This is a genomic window from Microbacterium sp. AK031 (assembly GCF_024807145.1).
GTDB lineage: Bacteria > Actinomycetota > Actinomycetes > Actinomycetales > Microbacteriaceae > Microbacterium.
On sequence record NZ_JANUCA010000001.1, the window covers coordinates 717,755 to 733,108 of the forward strand.

Genomic DNA, 15,354 nt, shown 5'->3' on the forward strand with positions numbered 1-15,354 from the left:
TCCGCATACGGCGGAGTGTCTCAGTCCAGATCCGAGGTTGTGCTCGGTGCCGTGATGGCGCGCGCGAACTGCTCGACGGCAGGCGCGAAGCCCGGTAGGTCCTGCGGGCGGTGAGTCGCGCCTTCGAGCACAATGTGCCGGGCACCGTGCCCGGTGAGAACACCGGCGATCGTCTCGTATTCGTCGTTCCACCCTCCAGTGACGACGAGAATCGTGATGCCGGTGGTCATGCCGATCCGAACACCGTGGCCCCACGGGACGTTGCTTGTCGCCCACTGCCGAGCAGCCGCGCGCTCCGCATCCCAGCTGTCTGCATCGAATGCTTCGCCGAACATGAGCGGCCGGAAGATCGCCCAGAACCCCTGCAGGTTCTCGTCTTCCGTCTGTGCGCGCGCTTCCGTCACGATCGCAATGTGCCGTTCGATCGCGGGCTCGCCACGGGCGATGTCGTACAAGGCGGGTTCGACGAGCACGAGCCCTGCGACATCGAGCCGGCCGGATGCTGCCGCGAGCACAGCCGGCACAGCGCCGATCGAGTGGGCATGGAGAAGGACGCGCGCACCCGGGTATGCGTTGATCAGCGTCTCGACCTGGTCCTGGATGTTCGAGCCGGGCTCGAAGCTCACGAAGCCTCCGGCCGCGGCATCCGAATCCGGCCAGGCATCGCGACCGCGCCGGCCGGCACCGTGGATGAACACGCGACGCAAGGCTGGGAGCTGCTGCATCCCGCGATGGTACCGGCACCGTAGGCTGGACGCATGGCGGAGAAGTCCTGGTCCCTCGGTCGCGCGCTGCGCGGCATGTTCGTCAAGCCCACGATCGATGAGACGACGTGGGAAGACCTTGAGACAGCGCTGATCACGGCCGACTTCGGTCCCGACATCTCCGAGCGGATCGTCGAAGAACTTCGCGAGAAGGTCGTGCGCTACCGCACCACCGATCCACAGGATCTGCAGCGCATGCTCCGCGAGACGCTCGAAGAGCACTTCGCGAAGTTCGACACGACCCTCAAGCTCACCGAGCGTCCTGCCGTCGTGCTCGTCGTCGGAGTGAACGGCGTCGGCAAGACGACGACCATCGGCAAGTTCACGAAGTTCCTGCGCGGATACCAGCGCAGTGTGGTCGTCGGCGCCGCCGACACGTTCCGTGCGGCCGCTGTCGATCAGCTGGCGACCTGGGCGCAGCGCGGGGGAGCGGCTGTCGTCCGCCCGCAGCAGGAGGGCCAGGATCCGGCTTCCGTCGCCTATCAGACCATCGAGTACGCCCAGCGCGAGGGCATCGAGATCGCGATCATAGACACTGCCGGACGCCTGCACACCAAAGGCGGGCTCATGGATGAGCTCTCGAAGATCCGCCGTGTGATCGAGAAGCAGGCGCCGATCAGCGAGGTGCTGCTGGTACTCGATGCGACCACGGGACAGAACGGCGTCATGCAGGCCGAGGCCTTCCTCGAGCACGCCGGGGTCACCGGACTCGTGCTCACCAAACTTGACGGCTCGGCGAAGGGCGGCTTCGTCCTCGCTGTGCAGGAGCGCACCGGCATCCCCGTCAAACTCCTCGGTCAAGGTGAGGGAATCGACGACCTCACCGGATTCACGCCACACGTCTTCGTGGCATCTCTTGTCGGTCAGTGATCGGACTGGTTTCATAGCGTTATGGCGATCGAACACGACTACTTCGGGCTCCTGTCCTCAGGGCCGGACGGATCGATCTTCTGGTCCGAGACGGTGGACCTGGGCGACCAGGCGGTGACAGTGGATCTCACCGCGCCTGATCAGGATGACGTCTCGCCCGACGCGCTCGACATCGCCGCTGCGCTGATCTCAGGACTCGAAGAAGTCGACGGTGCCGCACGACGCGGCATGCTCGCCGAAGTGGACGATCGCGCGAGCGAGGTGACCGAGTACATCCTGCAGCAGCAGGAGGCGTACGGCGATGAGCTCGAAGATGTGCTCGTCGACGTCAGCGCGGACCCGGCGGTCGACATCATCCGTTCGATGCGTCTCATGAGCATGACGATCCTCGCCGACGAGCACGGCGGATCGGAGCCGTTCGCGGTTCTCGAATATGCCCTCGACCCGGACAACACCGACGATGTGCTCCTGGTCAACCTCTCCTCAGACGGCTCGGTGCAGTCGGTCATGAGCGGCGACTAGCGTCAACCGCCGCTCATAACCGAGCGTCACACCGCTTGCGCGAAACCGAGATCGGCGCTGTCGGAGATGTGAGACAGGTGAGCGGGGATCTCGCGGCCCTTGGAGAGCATCGACTGCGCCCACAGCCGACCAGCGCGGTACGACGACCTCACGAGCGGCCCGGCCAGGACTCCGAGGAATCCGATGCGCTCGGCCTCCTCCTTGAACTCCACGAACTCCGCGGGCTTCACCCAGCGCGCGACCGGCAGGTGCCGGGGCGTGGGACGCAGGTACTGGGTGATCGTGATGATGTCGCAGCCGGCGTCGTGCAGATCCTGCAGCGCCTGCACGACCTCTTTCGGTTCTTCGCCCATGCCGAGGATCAGGTTCGACTTCGTGATGAGACCGGCATCGCGCGCCTGGGTGAGCACTCCGAGGGAACGCTCGTAACGGAATGCGGGCCGGATGCGCTTGAAGATGCGCGGGACCGTCTCGACATTGTGCGCGAACACCTCCGGGCGCGCATCGAAGATCTGGCCGAGATAGGCCGGGTCGCCGTTGTGGTCGTTGGCGAGCAGCTCCACGCCTGTGTTCGGATTCTCTGCGTGGATCCGACGGACCGTCTCGGCGTTGAGCCAGGCGCCGGTGTCGGGGAGGTCATCCCTGGCGACGCTGGTGACCGTGGCGTAGCGCAGTCCCATGCGGGTGACGCTCTCGGCGACGCGGCGTGGCTCGTCCGTGTCGTAGTCGGCAGGCTTGCCGGTGTCGATCTGGCAGAAGTCGCATCGCCTCGTGCACTGCGAGCCCCCGATGAGGAATGTCGCTTCTCGGTCTTCCCAGCACTCGAAGATGTTCGGACAGCCCGCCTCTTGACAGACGGTGTGCAGGCCTTCTTCCTTCACGAGCGAATGCAGTGCCGTGTACTCCGGCCCCATCTTCGCCTTGGTCTTGATCCAGTCCGGCTTGCGCTCGATCGGCGTCTCGGCGTTGCGGACCTCCAGCCGGAGGAGCTTGCGTCCTTCGGGGGCAGCGGCGCTCACGCGGGAACTCCTTCGTATTCGACGGCGAACGCTTCAGCGACCGCGTCAACGATGTCGGCGGGCGAGACATCACGCCCGACCGCTTCGCTGACCGTCGTGACGCCGGCATCCGAGATGCCGCACGGGATGATGCCGCGGAATCCGGAGAGCGTGTTGTCGCAGTTGATCGCGAAACCGTGCATCGTCACACCCTGCTGCACGCGCACGCCGATCGCTGCGACCTTGTCCTCGGAGAGAGGGCGGCGCACCCACACGCCGCTTCGCCCGTCGACCTGGTAACCGTCGACGCCGAGCGGGCGCAGGATGTCGATCAGCAGCAGCTCCAGTCGCCGCACGTGCGCGACGACGTCCATGGGCTCTGGCAGGCGCACGATCGGGTATCCGACGAGTTGGCCTGGTCCGTGCCAGGTGATCTTTCCGCCGCGATCGACGTCGACCACGGGCGTGCCGTCCTGCGGACGCTCCTGCGGCTCGGTGCGCTTGCCCGCGGTGTAGACGGCTTCGTGCTCGAGCAGGATCAGAGTGTCGGGACGCGTGCCGTCGACGACATCTCGATGGATGCCGCGCTGCAGTTCCCACCCATCGAGATATGGGACGTATGCCGGAGCGAGTCCGGCAGTGAGGATGTCGAGCATGGTCGCCTTTCACCTATTGTTGGATGCGGTCTAACAATACTCTTCCCGGTCGAGAACGCACGCGCGGTACGGTAAGTGGATGACCATCGAACCGCGCGCCGGACGCCCCCGCGCCTCGTCGCGCGAGGTGCTTGCCGAGGCGGCGTGCGAGTTGTTCCTGGAACAGGGATACGACGCGACCTCGGTGGCCGACATCACGCAACGGGCCGGCGTGAGTCGCTCGAGCTTCTTCAACTACTTCTCGTCGAAGAGCGATGTGCTCTGGTCAGGGTTGGACGCCAGGATCGATACCGCGATCGTCGCCCTGGGCGGACTGAGGGCGGATGCCGACGCCGCCGCTGTGCGGGGCATCCTGTCTGATGTGGTCAGCGACTTCGCGCCTGATCCGCTGGCTCTCGCGCTGCGCAACGCGACCGCCATGGGACTTGAGGAGGAACTGGTCCGCGACACTGGTCTGCGTCACGCCCGCCTCGCTGCGGGAATCGCGGATGCCGCGTGCCGCAGCGGGATCAGCGCGATCCGCGCCGACATCCTCGGTGCCGCTCACGCGGCCGCCGTGCTGTCCTCGCTGCGCGTGTGGGCAGAGCGAGGGGCCGGGCACGGCTCTCCGGAGGCGCTGTTCGAGGAGGCGTTGGCGAGCATCCACGATCTTCCGTGGCGTGCCTGACGCCTGGACAGCGTTCGCCGCATCCGCTCGCGTAGAATCGAAAGCACCATGGCTACCTTTGGCACGCTCTCCGATCGGCTCACCGAGACATTCCGCAACCTTCGCACGAAGGGAAAGCTCACCGCGGCCGACGTCGACGGCACCGTGCGCGAGATCCGTCGCGCGCTGCTGGACGCTGACGTCGCGCTCGTCGTCGTGAAGGAGTTCACCGCGAAGGTTCGCGAGCGCGCGCTCGGCGACGAGGTCAGCAAGGCTCTGAACCCCGCCCAGCAGGTCGTGCAGATCGTCAATGAGGAACTCGTGCAGATCCTCGGCGGAGAGCAGCGTCGTCTCGAGTTCGCGAAGACCCCGCCGACTGTCATCATGCTCGCGGGCCTCCAGGGCTCCGGTAAGACGACGTTCGCCGGGAAGCTGGCGAAGCAGCTGGAGAAGGACGGCCACACCCCGCTTCTCGTCGCTGCCGACCTCCAGCGCCCGAACGCCGTGAACCAGCTGCAGGTGGTCGCAGAGCAGGCCGGTGCCACCATCTACGCGCCCGAACCGGGCAACGGCGTCGGTGACCCCGTCAAGGTGTCTCGCGACGGCGTGGAGCACGCCCGCCGTCAGCAGCACGACGTGGTCATCATCGACACCGCCGGCCGGCTCGGCGTCGATGCCGACCTCATGAAGCAGGCGTCCGACATCCGCAAGGCCGTCAACCCCGACGAGGTCCTGTTCGTCATCGACGCGATGATCGGTCAGGATGCCGTCAACACGGCGAAGGCCTTCCAGGAGGGCGTCGACTTCACCGGCGTCGTGCTCTCCAAGCTCGACGGCGACGCGCGAGGCGGCGCTGCGCTGTCGGTGGCATCGGTCACCGGCCGTCCGATCATCTACGCCTCCACCGGTGAGGGTCTGGACGACCTCGAACCGTTCCACCCCGACCGCATGGCGAGCCGCATCCTCGACCTCGGTGACATCCTCACCCTCATCGAGCAGGCTCAGCAGGCTTTCGACGAGGAAGAAGCGCAGAAGGTCGCGGAGAAGTTCGCGACCGACCAGTTCACTCTTGAGGACTTCCTCGGCCAGCTTCAGCAGATGAAGAAGATGGGCTCGATGAAGAAGATGCTCGGGATGCTCCCGGGTATGGGCCAGATGAAGCAGCAGCTCGAAGACTTCGACGAGAAGGAGATCGATCGCACTGAGGCGATCATCCGGTCGATGACGCCGGGCGAGCGACAGAACCCCAAGGTCCTCAACGGCTCGCGCCGCATTCGCATCGCCAAGGGCTCCGGCATGACCGTCACCGACGTGAACCAGCTCGTGCAGCGCTTCGATCAGGCGGCGAAGATGATGAAGACCGTCGCGCGCGGGGGCACTCCGAACATCCCGGGCATGGGCTCGATGCCTGGCATGGGGCGTCCCGGCGCTTCGTCCAAGCGCGGCAAGAAGGGCAAGGCCAAGGGGCCATCGCGGTCGGGGAACCCGGCCAAGCGCGCTGCCGAGAACGCCGGTCTGCCGACCGGTCCCTCGACGGGCTCGGGATTCGGCCTCGGTGGTCAGAAGGCGCCGACCGAAGCGGATCTGGCCGAGATCCAGAAACTGTTCGGCAAGGGCTGAGCTCAGGCTTCGACTCGCCGGCGCTCGCTCAACCCATCTCGTCTCGCTGGCGCTCGCTCAACGACCCACGGGAACGGCGGCGGCCGCGAGATCGACGCCGTGGGCCTCGCACAGCTGTGTCGAAGTGTCGTCGATCTCGGACGCGGTCCGCGCGGCATCCCAGCCCAGAAGCGGCGCCAGGGCGCCGGCGATCGCCTGCACGGCCGTCGCGTCCGCATCTCCGGTGAAGGCGAGGCTCGTCCGTCGGAAGATGACGTCAGAGACATGGCAGACCTGCTCGCGCTCGACCATCCAGGCGAGCTCGCGGGTTGACAACGCATCCCCGACGACCGGCTCGTCATCGCCATCGGCGAGGAAGTCCGCGACATCTGACGCGCGCGTTCCGTAGCGGACGAAGAGCGTGCGACCGCGATCGGTGTCGCCGACGTTCTGGCGCAGCCACTCGATGCGGCGACGTGGCGTACGCGGATAGCCGCTTCCGCCGCCGATGCGCACGCCGACCGTGCTGGCCACCCGCTGGCGCCCGAGTTCCTCCAGCACATGATCGGCGAGGTTCTCGCCCAGAGCGCGGAACGTCGTCCACTTGCCGCCGACGAGGCTGAACACGGCGGGGGAGCCGGCGTCCTTGCGCCGTTCGATCCGGTAGTCGCGCGAGACGAAGCCGGGAGCGGTGTCGTCGTGGTGCGGCAACGGACGGATGCCGGAGTAGCGGTACACGATCTGTGACCGATCGACGGAGATCGTCGGGAAAACATGACCGATCAGGTCGAAGAAGTAGTCGACCTCTTCGTCCGTGCAGCGCGCGGGCTCACGCGGGTCGGCCTCAAGATCGGTGGTGCCGACGAGTACGCGGCCCTTGAGCGGATAGATGAGCACGATGCGGCCATCCGAATGCTCGAAGAAGATCTCACGCCCACCCGTGGCTTCGAGCAGCTCGGGGTGGTCGAGCACGATGTGTGAACCCTTGGTGCCGCCCATGAACGCCGTGTCGGTGCCCAGCGCCTCGTTCGTGAGATCCGTCCAGGGTCCGGATGCGTTGACGACGACATCGGCGCTGATGTGGAATTCGACTCCGGTCTCGCGATCATAAAGCCGCACGCCATCGTCATCGAGCCCGACGGCCTCGACATAGTTGAGCGCGCGTGCCCCAGAGTGCGCGGACTCACCATCGCGGAGCACGTCCAGCGCGAGCCGCTCAGGATCGTGCACCGACGCGTCGTAGTAGGTCGCGGTGTACTTGATGTTCGCATCCAGCTTCGGAAGCTGCGCGAGCGACTTCTTGCGGCCGAGGAAGCGATGACGGGGGACGCTGCCGCCGTCACGGGAGAACGTGTCGTACAGCGTGAGGCCGAGCTTGATCAGGAACGCGCCGCGTTCCTGCGGCTTTCCCTGCCGATGGGTGAGGAAGCGCAGCGGTGCGGTGAGGATTCCCGAGAAGGTGGAGTAGATCGGGATCGTCGTCTCGAGCGGCTTGACGTAGTGGGGCGCGATCTTCAGCAGGCCGTTGCGCTCCTGCACGGATTCCTTCACCAGACGGAACTCGCCGTTCTCGAGGTAGCGGATGCCGCCGTGGATCATGTGACTGGATGCCGCAGTCGCACCAGAGGCGAAGTCGGCTCGGTCGATCAGCAGCACGTCCACTCCTTGCATCGCGAGGTCTCGGAACGTCGAGATCCCGTTGATCCCCGCGCCGATCACGACGACCGAAGTGCGTCCGCTCTCGCGCGCTGCGCGCACGCCTTCTCGTTCCATGACGGTGCTGTTGCGCTCACTCATCGTCTCTCCTCGTTCGGCCTTCAAGGTATAGCCTGTGCTCGACAGCACACCTGCGCAAGCGGAGTGCACGAACGTGCGAGGAATCATGATGACGGCGACGACGCTGAGCGATCCGAGGGCAGCCACCGCACTGAGAGCTGCGCAGATGTACTACCTCCAGGACATGACGATGGATGCGATCGCGCGAGAGCTGCGTACGTCGCGGTCTTCCGTGTCCAGGCTCCTGAGCCACGCGAGAGAGACCGGTCTCGTCGAGATTCAGATTCATCAACCGCAGGGGCAGGGGCTGCGACTCGAAGAGGCGATCCGCTCCCGCTTCGGCATCGCCGCGCACGTCGTCCCGACCTCGGAGAATCTCTCGGATGTCGAACGGTTCGAGCGCGTCTGCATGAGCGCCGCACGTCTGCTGCCGCTCTACTTCGACTCGAACATGACCCTCGGCATCGCCTGGGGATCGACACTGGACGGCATCAGCAGACACCTTCCGAAGAAGGAGACGCACAATTCGACCGTGCTGCAGCTCAACGGTGCCGGCAACACGTTCACGAGCGGCGTCGACTACGCCAGTGAGATCCTGCACCGCTTCGGACAGGCCTTCGGCGCCAGCATCCAGCAGTTCCCCGTGCCGACATTCTTCGATGATCCGCGCACCAAGGACGCGATGTGGCGCGAGCGCAGTACGCGTCGGGTACTCGACCTGCAAGCGCGCGCTGATGTGATCCTGTTCGGTCTCGGCTCTCCGTTCGCCGAGGTCCCCAGCCGCGTCTACATCGGCGGATACCTCGACCGCGAAGACTATCGCAGCCTCAGGCAGGACAAGGTCGTCGGTGACATCGCCACCGTGTTCTACCGTCAGGACGGCAGCTGGAAGGACATCGAACTGAACAAGAGGGCCACAGGTCCCGCGTTCTCGGTGCTCGGCAGGGCCTCCCGGCGGATCTGCGCGGTCGCCGGGGCGCAGAAGCTGCCGAGCCTGCGAGGCGCGATCGCCACCAGGCTCATCACGGACCTGGTTCTCGATGAGTACCTCGCCGAGATGCTCATCGATTCATGACGATCACGCACTGCACATTCGTGCAGGGCGACTGAGACATCCGGCCGCGTTCTTCTAGGCTGGGTTGCCAAGCGGACAACGCCGTCACCGGCTGGAGAGAACACCTATGCACATCGTCGCCATCGATCAGGGCACAACGAGCACACGAGCGATCGTCTTCAACGACCGCGGAGCCATAGTCGCCACCGGCCAGCGTGAGCACGAGCAGATATTCCCGCAGGCGGGTTGGGTCGAGCACGATGCGAGTGAGATCTGGCAGAACACGCAGGCCGTGATCGATGTGGCAGTCCAGAACGCCGGTGTCACAGCATCCGAAGTGGCGGCGATCGGGATCACCAACCAGCGTGAGACGGTCGTGGTGTGGGATCGCGCGACAGGGGAGCCCGTCCACAACGCGATCGTCTGGCAGGACACCCGCACGCAGCCGTTCATCGACGCGCTGGCGGCAGACGGCGGCGTCCGCCGTTTCGCCGAGATCACCGGGCTGCCGCTCGCCACGTACTTCTCGGCCTCCAAGATCGCCTGGATCCTCGACAACGTCGACGGTGCCCGCGAGCGTGCCGAGAAGGGCGATCTCCTGTTCGGCACGACCGACACATGGGTCCTCTGGAACCTCACCGGAGGCATCGACGGCGGAGTGCACGCCACGGACGTGACCAACGCCAGTCGCACACTGCTGATGGACCTGCGCACGCTTGATTGGGATGACACGCTGCTCGAGGCCTTCGGGGTGCCGCGCGCGATGCTCCCGACCATCTGCTCCTCGTCCGAGGTGTACGGCGAGGTCGTCGGCACTGCGCTGGACGGCATCCCGATCGCGGGAATCCTCGGAGACCAGCAGGCGGCGACGTTCGGGCAGGTGGCGTTCGGGGCCGGAGAGTCGAAGAACACATACGGCACCGGCAACTTCCTCATCGTGAACACCGGGGAGGAGATCGTCGAAAGCGAGAACGGGTTGATCACGACCGTCGCGTACCGGCTCGGAGATGATGCTCCTCGGTATGCGCTGGAGGGCTCGATCGCCGTGACCGGGTCGCTCGTGCAGTGGTTGCGCGACAATCTCGGGATCATCAAGGACGCCCCTGAGGTGGAAGAGCTTGCGCTCACGGTGGAGGACAACGGCGGCGTCTACATCGTTCCGGCGTTCTCCGGGTTGTTCGCGCCGTACTGGCGCCCGGACGCGCGTGGCGCGATCCTCGGACTGACTCGCTTCGCGAACAAGGGGCACATCGCCCGCGCTGCTCTCGAGGCGGTCGCCTTCCAGACACGTGAGGTTCTGGATGCCGTCATCGCCGACACGAAGGTGCCGCTGGAAGAGCTGCGGGTCGATGGCGGGATGGTCGGCAACTCGGCGCTGATGCAGTTCCAGGCGGATGTGCTGGGCGTTCCCGTCATCCGCCCGGCCATCATCGAGACGACTGCACTCGGCGCGGCGTACGCGGCGGGACTCGCGGTCGGAGTCTGGGCCGACCTCGATGAGCTTCGAACGCTGTGGAGCGAGGATGAGCGGTGGGAGCCGAGCATCGAAGCAGACGAACGTGAACGCCTCATGGCCCGGTGGCACAAGGCCGTCACCCGTACATTCGACTGGGTCGACGAGGACTGAGACGTCAGATCACGGGTGCACCGGGACCGGAGCGGAACTCCCGTATGAGGTGTTGAACGACCGCGCCGAGGTCGGCGCCAGCCGCATCCGCCACCGCCAGCTGGCGCTCGTAGCTCGCGCCGCCGTCGAGGATCGTACTGATTCCGGCGAACTCGCTCTCGCACCCCAAGTCCACAGCGATCGGCGCGAGTGCGGTCACTGTCTCCACGAGATGCTCGCGAACCAATCGCTGCGTGCCTTCGGCGTCGACGATCACGCGGGCGTCCAGCCCGTAGCGCGCTGCCCTCCACTTGTTCTCGCGGTGGAACCATGGAGGCAAAGTCGGCAGAGTCTCCCCGGCATCCAGCAACCGGGACAGATGCTCGACGAGCACCTGCACGAGGGCGGCGACGGAGGCGAGCTCTGAAAGCGTCGACAGTCCGTCGCAGGCGCGCACCTCGATCGTTCCCCACCGGGGAGCAGGGCGGATGTCCCAGCGCACCTCCGTGGCGTCGGCCATTACACCGGTGCGGACCATGTCGTCGAGATAGCGCTCGAATTCCGTCCAGGAGTGCAGCGCCCAGGGCAGCCCCGCTGTCGGCAGCTGCTGGAACACCAAAGCCCGATTCGACGCATAGCCGGTGCGTTCGCCCGCCCAGAACGGGCTCGACGCCGCGAGCGACTGCAGATGAGGAAGGTATGCGGTCAGCGTGTTGATGATGGGGAAGACCTTGTCGCGATCCTCGACACCGATGTGGACATGGATGCCCCAGATCATCATGTTGCGGCCCCACCATTGCGTGCGCTCGATCAGGTGGTGATAGCGCGTCTTGTCCGTGACTTGCTGGTCGAACCACTGTGCGAAGGGATGACTGCCGGCGGAGAGCAGCTCGATGCCGGCCGGATCTGTGGCCGCACGCACCGCCGTGATCGCGTTCGCGATGTCGCCGATCGCATGAGCCACCGATTCGCCGATGCCGCTGGTGACCTCGATCGTGTTCGTGAGGAGTTCTCCCGTAACAGTGTGGCGCTCAGGTGCGCTCTCATCCTCGAGCGCGGCCAGCAGCTCGGGGGCGCGTCCGACGAGGTCTCCTGTCGCCGGATCGGCGAGCATGATCTCCCATTCGAGTCCCACTGTGGATCGAGGGGAATCAGTGAATTCTTGCGTCACGTGCACAGTCTGACACGCAGGTTCCACGACACGGATGACCGTGTGTCGCCTCGTTTCGCGACTCGCCTCCGAATCTGGCAGAATAGAGGGTCGGACGACGTTCTCGACCCTCTATCCAGAACGAGTCCACTCATTTGAGCTTCCGCCGGGTGTGCACCCCACTCTCCAGGCGACCAGTTCGTTTCCTTCCACACAATTCAGGAGAATCGTGGCTGTCAAGATTCGTCTCAAGCGCATGGGCAAGATCCGCGCGCCTTACTACCGCATCGTCGTCGCCGACTCGCGCACCAAGCGCGACGGTCGAGTGATCGAGGAGATCGGCAAGTACCACCCCACCGAGCAGCCCTCGTTCATCGAGGTCGACTCGGAGCGCGCACAGTACTGGCTGTCCGTCGGCGCACAGCCGTCCGAGCAGGTCACCGCCATCCTCAAGCTCACGGGCGACTGGGGCAAGTTCAAGGGTGACAAGGACGCAGTCTCGACCGTTCAGGTCAAGGCTCCGAAGGTGCCTTTCGAGATCGACGCTGCCAAGAAGTCTGTCGTCAAGCCGAAGGCGGAGAAGAAGGAGGCTCCCGCTGAGGAGGCTCCCGCCGCTGCCGACGCGGAGGCCGCTGAGGCTCCCGCCGCAGACGCCGAGTAATCGCCGTGCTCGCCGCCGCGCTCGAACACATCGTCAAGGGGATCGTCGATCACCCTGAAGATGTCCAGATCAACGCCTCCACGTCGCCGCGAGGCGACCTGCTCGAGGTGCGCGTGCACCCCGACGATCGGGGGCGCGTGATCGGGCGCGGCGGCCGCACCGCAAAGGCACTGCGCACGCTCATCACCGCCCTGGCGGACGGGCGTCGCGTTCGCGTCGACGTCGCGGACGACTGACGTGGTGTCGAAAGACCGAAACCAGGGCAAGAACCAGCTGCGCGTCGGGCGCCTCGTCAAGGCCCATGGCCTCAAGGGCGCTCTCAAGCTGGAGCTGTACACAGACAACCCCGAACGCCGGTTCGTGACGGGTGCCGAGTTCACGTTGCAGGTGCCTGAGGCATCTCCGTGGCATGGCAAGAGCGTCACGGTCCGTGAGTATCGGGTCATGAACGGCAACCCCGTCGTCTTCTTCGAAGACATCGAGGACCGCGAGGCAGCCGAAGGCCTTGTGCGCGCGATCCTGTGGATCGATCAGGACGCTGACGAGGCAGAGGACGACGCCTGGTACGACCACCAGCTCGTCGGACTCGACGTGGTCCGCGATGAGACGGTCATCGGGAAGGTGGCTCGAGTCGAGCACATGCCGGCGCAGGACCTCCTGATCGTTCGTCCTTCCGATTCAGGCGCCGAGCGCGAGGTCATGGTCCCGTTCGTGAAGGCGATCGTGCCATCCGTCGATGTCGCCGCCGGTCGCGTCGTGATCACACCACCCGCCGGTCTGTTCGAAGAGCTTCCGGATGCCGGTGCCGATGCCGCGGATATCGACGAGTCGAAGCCGGCCGCCGAGGGCGACGCAGCCGCCGATTGATCGATCGCTACCATCAACGCATGCGCATCGACGTCGTCTCCATCTTCCCGTCGTACTTCGACGGGCTGACGCTGTCGCTGCTTGGCAAGGCGCGCGAGACCGGCATCCTCGATCTGCGCATCCACGACCTGCGTGACTGGACCAGCGATCGGCACCGCACTGTCGATGACACCCCGTACGGCGGGGGAGCGGGCATGGTCATGAAGCCCGAACCCTGGGCACTCGCGCTCGACGAGCTCGCTGCGGGCTCTGTCCGTCCGACGATCATCTTCCCGTCTCCTGCGGGCGAAGTATTCCACCAGACGACGGCGCGAGAACTCTCAGAGCGGACGCACCTGATCATCGGTTGCGGACGATACGAAGGCATCGATGAGCGCGTCTTCGAGTACGCAGCGTCCCTCGGCGACGTGCGCCTAGTCAGCCTCGGCGACTATGTGCTCAACGGGGGAGAAGTGGCCGCGATGGCGATGATCGAGGCGATCGGACGCCTGATCCCCGGGGTCGTCGGGAATCCGGACAGCCTGGTCGAGGAGTCGCACGAGGATGGCCTGCTGGAGTATCCGTCCTACACGAAGCCTTCCCAATGGCGCGAACGTGCAGTGCCCGACGTACTGCTCAGCGGTAATCACGCAGCGATCGCAGCGTGGCGCCGTGAGCAGCAGCTGGCGCGCACCGAGAGTCGGCGTCCAGACCTGCTGAGCGACTGACGCTCGCATCTGCCGTTCGGTCGATCGCGCTGGCGCGCCGGCCTCAGACGCGGGCTTCGACGTCGTCGAGCAGCTCATCTTCGGCGTCCGCATCGTGATCGCGTCGACGACGCTGCATCACGGGTGCTGGGCGGCCCTCCACCTCTTCGCGATGCTTCTGGATCTCTGTGCGGATCATGTAGCCGATGAAGATGAAACCCATCAGAGCGAAAAGGATCCACTGGATCGCGTACGACAGGTGGGGGCCAGGATCCTCGGTGGGGGAGTCGAACGTGCCGAGCAGCGTCTCTGGCGCAGGGTCTTCGCTCACGAGCAGACCGTACGCACTGGTGATGACATCGCCCTGCGCCGCGGCGGCGATGCTGGGGAGATGGATCGTCGGCACCTGGCCCTCGGGGGCGCTGCGACCTGATGTCGGCAGCGGCTCGCCCGGGCGCAGTCGCACGATCACGTCGACCATGCCCGATGGTGCATCTGGAACGACGTCAGGGGTCGCCTCTTCACCCGGTGGCACCCAGCCGCGGTTGACGATGAACACGCGGCCGTCGACGTCTTGGAAGGGGACGAGCACCTCGAACGCGCTTGTTCCGCCGTGCGGGCGGTTGCGCACGAGGACCTCTTCATCAGAGAGGTACTCGCCGTGCAGCAGCACGGGATGCCACTCGTCGTCGGGATCGAGAGCACCATCGGCGGCGATCGCATCGGCGAGAGATATCGGCGTCGCGTCGTAGTTGCGCTCGACGAGCGAGAGCTGTTCAGCCCGACTCTCGTTGCGGTCGAACTGCCAGTTGGCGAGGAACGCGCATGCCACGGCGAACGCGATCGCGATGAGCACGTACATGCCCCAGCGCACGAGACGATTGTTCATGCGGGCAGCCCTTCGCGAACCGTCACCGGGAAGTCACGCGCCGCGAGATAGTCGTGCAGGAACTCGACGTGCTCGTCGCAGGCCAGCCAGATCTTCTCGCGATCAGCGGAGTGGATGCGAGGATTGCGCCAGACGACCTGCTGGGTGGCTCGGGTGCGGCAACCGGCGCGCGAGCATTCGAACTCGGTCACGCTTCGCCGTCTCCATCTTTCTTCTGTGCATCGCGCTCATCGTCGCCCTGGCCGTCGTCAGGCTTCGCCTGCGCCTCGGCTGCGTTCGGCTCGCTGCGATTCTCGTGGATCGTGATGGTGGTCTCATCGGACGGCTCATCGGCCGTGGTGCCCTGCGTGGTCGCCGCAGTCAGCTGCTGCGTGGGCGACTCGGCGCCCGGTGTCGTCGTCGGGCTCACCGCATTGGCGAACACGACCGCGATGTACGGCAGCACAGCCGTGGCGATCGCGAACACCCAGGTGTACCAGCCGTAGGGCGTCACGAAGATCGTGAGCCCGAAACACACCATCCGGATGACCATGGTGAGCACATAACGGCGCACGCGACCAGTTGCCTCATCCTGCGGAGCCTGCGGCAGGGAGGTCACGGCTGGGGCATG

The 15,354-nt window shown here is 65.7% G+C and carries 18 protein-coding genes; 10 read left to right on the forward strand and 8 right to left on the reverse strand.

The genetic code is table 11. The features are described 5' to 3' along the window. Nucleotides 1-20: 20 nt before the first annotated feature. Nucleotides 21-725 carry an alpha/beta fold hydrolase gene (locus HDC95_RS03390; RefSeq protein WP_259061759.1) on the reverse strand — a complete coding sequence of 235 codons (705 nt, stop codon included), beginning with the start codon at nucleotides 723-725 and terminating at the stop codon, nucleotides 21-23. A gap of 33 nt (nucleotides 726-758) precedes the next feature. Between HDC95_RS03390 and ftsY the strand changes: the two genes are divergently transcribed. Both ftsY and HDC95_RS03400 read left to right on the forward strand, forming a co-directional pair. Continuing rightward, a complete protein-coding gene (ftsY, locus tag HDC95_RS03395) occupies nucleotides 759-1,634 on the forward strand; it encodes a signal recognition particle-docking protein FtsY (RefSeq protein ID WP_259061760.1) in 876 nt (291 codons plus the stop codon). Between the two features lie 21 nt (nucleotides 1,635-1,655). After that, nucleotides 1,656-2,156 (forward strand): DUF2004 domain-containing protein, encoded by a 501-nt coding sequence (locus HDC95_RS03400; protein ID WP_259061761.1) that lies wholly within the window; start codon nucleotides 1,656-1,658, stop codon nucleotides 2,154-2,156. Between the two features lie 26 nt (nucleotides 2,157-2,182). On the opposite strand, the gene lipA is transcribed toward HDC95_RS03400, so the two are convergent. Both lipA and lipB read right to left on the reverse strand, forming a co-directional pair. Beyond that, nucleotides 2,183-3,175 carry a lipoyl synthase gene (gene lipA / locus HDC95_RS03405; protein ID WP_259061762.1) on the reverse strand — a complete coding sequence of 331 codons (993 nt, stop codon included), beginning with the start codon at nucleotides 3,173-3,175 and terminating at the stop codon, nucleotides 2,183-2,185. Then, nucleotides 3,172-3,810 (reverse strand): lipoyl(octanoyl) transferase LipB, encoded by a 639-nt coding sequence (gene lipB / locus HDC95_RS03410; protein WP_259061763.1) that lies wholly within the window; start codon nucleotides 3,808-3,810, stop codon nucleotides 3,172-3,174. The genes lipA and lipB overlap by 4 nt, the downstream gene beginning before the upstream one ends. Nucleotides 3,811-3,889: 79 nt before the next feature. Here lipB and HDC95_RS03415 point away from each other — a divergent pair, with 79 nt between their 5' ends. Continuing rightward, complete coding sequence (locus HDC95_RS03415) at nucleotides 3,890-4,477, forward strand: TetR/AcrR family transcriptional regulator (protein WP_259061764.1); 588 nt, start codon at nucleotides 3,890-3,892, stop codon at nucleotides 4,475-4,477. A gap of 48 nt (nucleotides 4,478-4,525) precedes the next feature. Further along, nucleotides 4,526-6,076, forward strand: a complete 1,551-nt coding sequence (ffh, locus tag HDC95_RS03420) for a signal recognition particle protein (protein WP_259061765.1) — start codon at nucleotides 4,526-4,528, stop codon at nucleotides 6,074-6,076. A 57-nt stretch (nucleotides 6,077-6,133) separates the two neighbouring features. Here ffh and HDC95_RS03425 read toward each other — a convergent pair whose 3' ends face one another. Next, entirely contained in the window at nucleotides 6,134-7,852 is a 1,719-nt protein-coding gene (locus HDC95_RS03425; protein WP_259061767.1) for a glycerol-3-phosphate dehydrogenase/oxidase, read from the reverse strand. 85 nt (nucleotides 7,853-7,937) lie between these two features. On the opposite strand from HDC95_RS03425, the gene HDC95_RS03430 reads away from it, so the two are divergent. Further along, nucleotides 7,938-8,906: a sugar-binding transcriptional regulator gene (locus HDC95_RS03430; RefSeq protein WP_259062207.1), complete on the forward strand. Its 969-nt coding sequence runs from the start codon at nucleotides 7,938-7,940 to the stop codon at nucleotides 8,904-8,906. 106 nt (nucleotides 8,907-9,012) lie between these two features. Further along, the gene (gene glpK, locus HDC95_RS03435; protein ID WP_259061768.1) at nucleotides 9,013-10,512 is read left to right on the forward strand and encodes a glycerol kinase GlpK; all 1,500 of its coding nucleotides are present in this window, start codon (nucleotides 9,013-9,015) and stop codon (nucleotides 10,510-10,512) included. Nucleotides 10,513-10,516: 4 nt separating this feature from the next. Here the strand turns inward: glpK and HDC95_RS03440 are convergent, their stop codons facing one another. Further along, nucleotides 10,517-11,668, reverse strand: coding sequence for a glutamate--cysteine ligase (locus tag HDC95_RS03440; protein WP_396652630.1), 1,152 nt, complete (start codon nucleotides 11,666-11,668; stop codon nucleotides 10,517-10,519). Nucleotides 11,669-11,870: 202 nt separating this feature from the next. Here HDC95_RS03440 and rpsP point away from each other — a divergent pair, with 202 nt between their 5' ends. The 4 genes from rpsP to trmD are packed head-to-tail and all read left to right on the forward strand — an operon-like array spanning nucleotide 11,871 to nucleotide 13,876. Then, nucleotides 11,871-12,302: a 30S ribosomal protein S16 gene (gene rpsP, locus HDC95_RS03445; protein WP_259061770.1), complete on the forward strand. Its 432-nt coding sequence runs from the start codon at nucleotides 11,871-11,873 to the stop codon at nucleotides 12,300-12,302. Between the two features lie 5 nt (nucleotides 12,303-12,307). After that, complete coding sequence (locus HDC95_RS03450; protein ID WP_033106992.1) at nucleotides 12,308-12,538, forward strand: RNA-binding protein; 231 nt, start codon at nucleotides 12,308-12,310, stop codon at nucleotides 12,536-12,538. A gap of 1 nt (nucleotide 12,539) precedes the next feature. Further along, a complete protein-coding gene (gene rimM / locus HDC95_RS03455) occupies nucleotides 12,540-13,169 on the forward strand; it encodes a ribosome maturation factor RimM (RefSeq protein WP_259061771.1) in 630 nt (209 codons plus the stop codon). A gap of 20 nt (nucleotides 13,170-13,189) precedes the next feature. After that, the gene (gene trmD, locus HDC95_RS03460; protein ID WP_259061772.1) at nucleotides 13,190-13,876 is read left to right on the forward strand and encodes a tRNA (guanosine(37)-N1)-methyltransferase TrmD; all 687 of its coding nucleotides are present in this window, start codon (nucleotides 13,190-13,192) and stop codon (nucleotides 13,874-13,876) included. Between the two features lie 43 nt (nucleotides 13,877-13,919). Here trmD and HDC95_RS03465 read toward each other — a convergent pair whose 3' ends face one another. From HDC95_RS03465 to HDC95_RS03475, 3 genes are read right to left on the reverse strand one after another with little or no spacing between them, the layout of a single operon-like run. Beyond that, a complete protein-coding gene (locus tag HDC95_RS03465) occupies nucleotides 13,920-14,744 on the reverse strand; it encodes an SURF1 family protein (protein WP_259061773.1) in 825 nt (274 codons plus the stop codon). Beyond that, nucleotides 14,741-14,935 (reverse strand): hypothetical protein, encoded by a 195-nt coding sequence (locus HDC95_RS03470; protein ID WP_259061774.1) that lies wholly within the window; start codon nucleotides 14,933-14,935, stop codon nucleotides 14,741-14,743. Before HDC95_RS03470 ends, HDC95_RS03465 begins: the two co-directional genes overlap by 4 nt. After that, complete coding sequence (locus HDC95_RS03475; protein WP_259061775.1) at nucleotides 14,932-15,342, reverse strand: DUF3099 domain-containing protein; 411 nt, start codon at nucleotides 15,340-15,342, stop codon at nucleotides 14,932-14,934. Before HDC95_RS03475 ends, HDC95_RS03470 begins: the two co-directional genes overlap by 4 nt. Nucleotides 15,343-15,354 lie beyond the last annotated feature (12 nt).

Coding starts and splice junctions, on each gene's coding strand:
- ffh (WP_259061765.1), top strand. CDS start 4,526: ATGGCTACCTTTGGCACGCTCTCCGATCGGCTCACCGAGACATTCCGC.
- lipB (WP_259061763.1), bottom strand. CDS start 3,810: ATGCTCGACATCCTCACTGCCGGACTCGCTCCGGCATACGTCCCATAT.
- glpK (WP_259061768.1), top strand. CDS start 9,013: ATGCACATCGTCGCCATCGATCAGGGCACAACGAGCACACGAGCGATC.
- trmD (WP_259061772.1), top strand. CDS start 13,190: ATGCGCATCGACGTCGTCTCCATCTTCCCGTCGTACTTCGACGGGCTG.
- HDC95_RS03415 (WP_259061764.1), top strand. CDS start 3,890: ATGACCATCGAACCGCGCGCCGGACGCCCCCGCGCCTCGTCGCGCGAG.
- HDC95_RS03425 (WP_259061767.1), bottom strand. CDS start 7,852: ATGAGTGAGCGCAACAGCACCGTCATGGAACGAGAAGGCGTGCGCGCA.
- ftsY (WP_259061760.1), top strand. CDS start 759: ATGGCGGAGAAGTCCTGGTCCCTCGGTCGCGCGCTGCGCGGCATGTTC.
- HDC95_RS03430 (WP_259062207.1), top strand. CDS start 7,938: ATGATGACGGCGACGACGCTGAGCGATCCGAGGGCAGCCACCGCACTG.
- HDC95_RS03390 (WP_259061759.1), bottom strand. CDS start 725: ATGCAGCAGCTCCCAGCCTTGCGTCGCGTGTTCATCCACGGTGCCGGC.
- HDC95_RS03400 (WP_259061761.1), top strand. CDS start 1,656: ATGGCGATCGAACACGACTACTTCGGGCTCCTGTCCTCAGGGCCGGAC.
- HDC95_RS03465 (WP_259061773.1), bottom strand. CDS start 14,744: ATGAACAATCGTCTCGTGCGCTGGGGCATGTACGTGCTCATCGCGATC.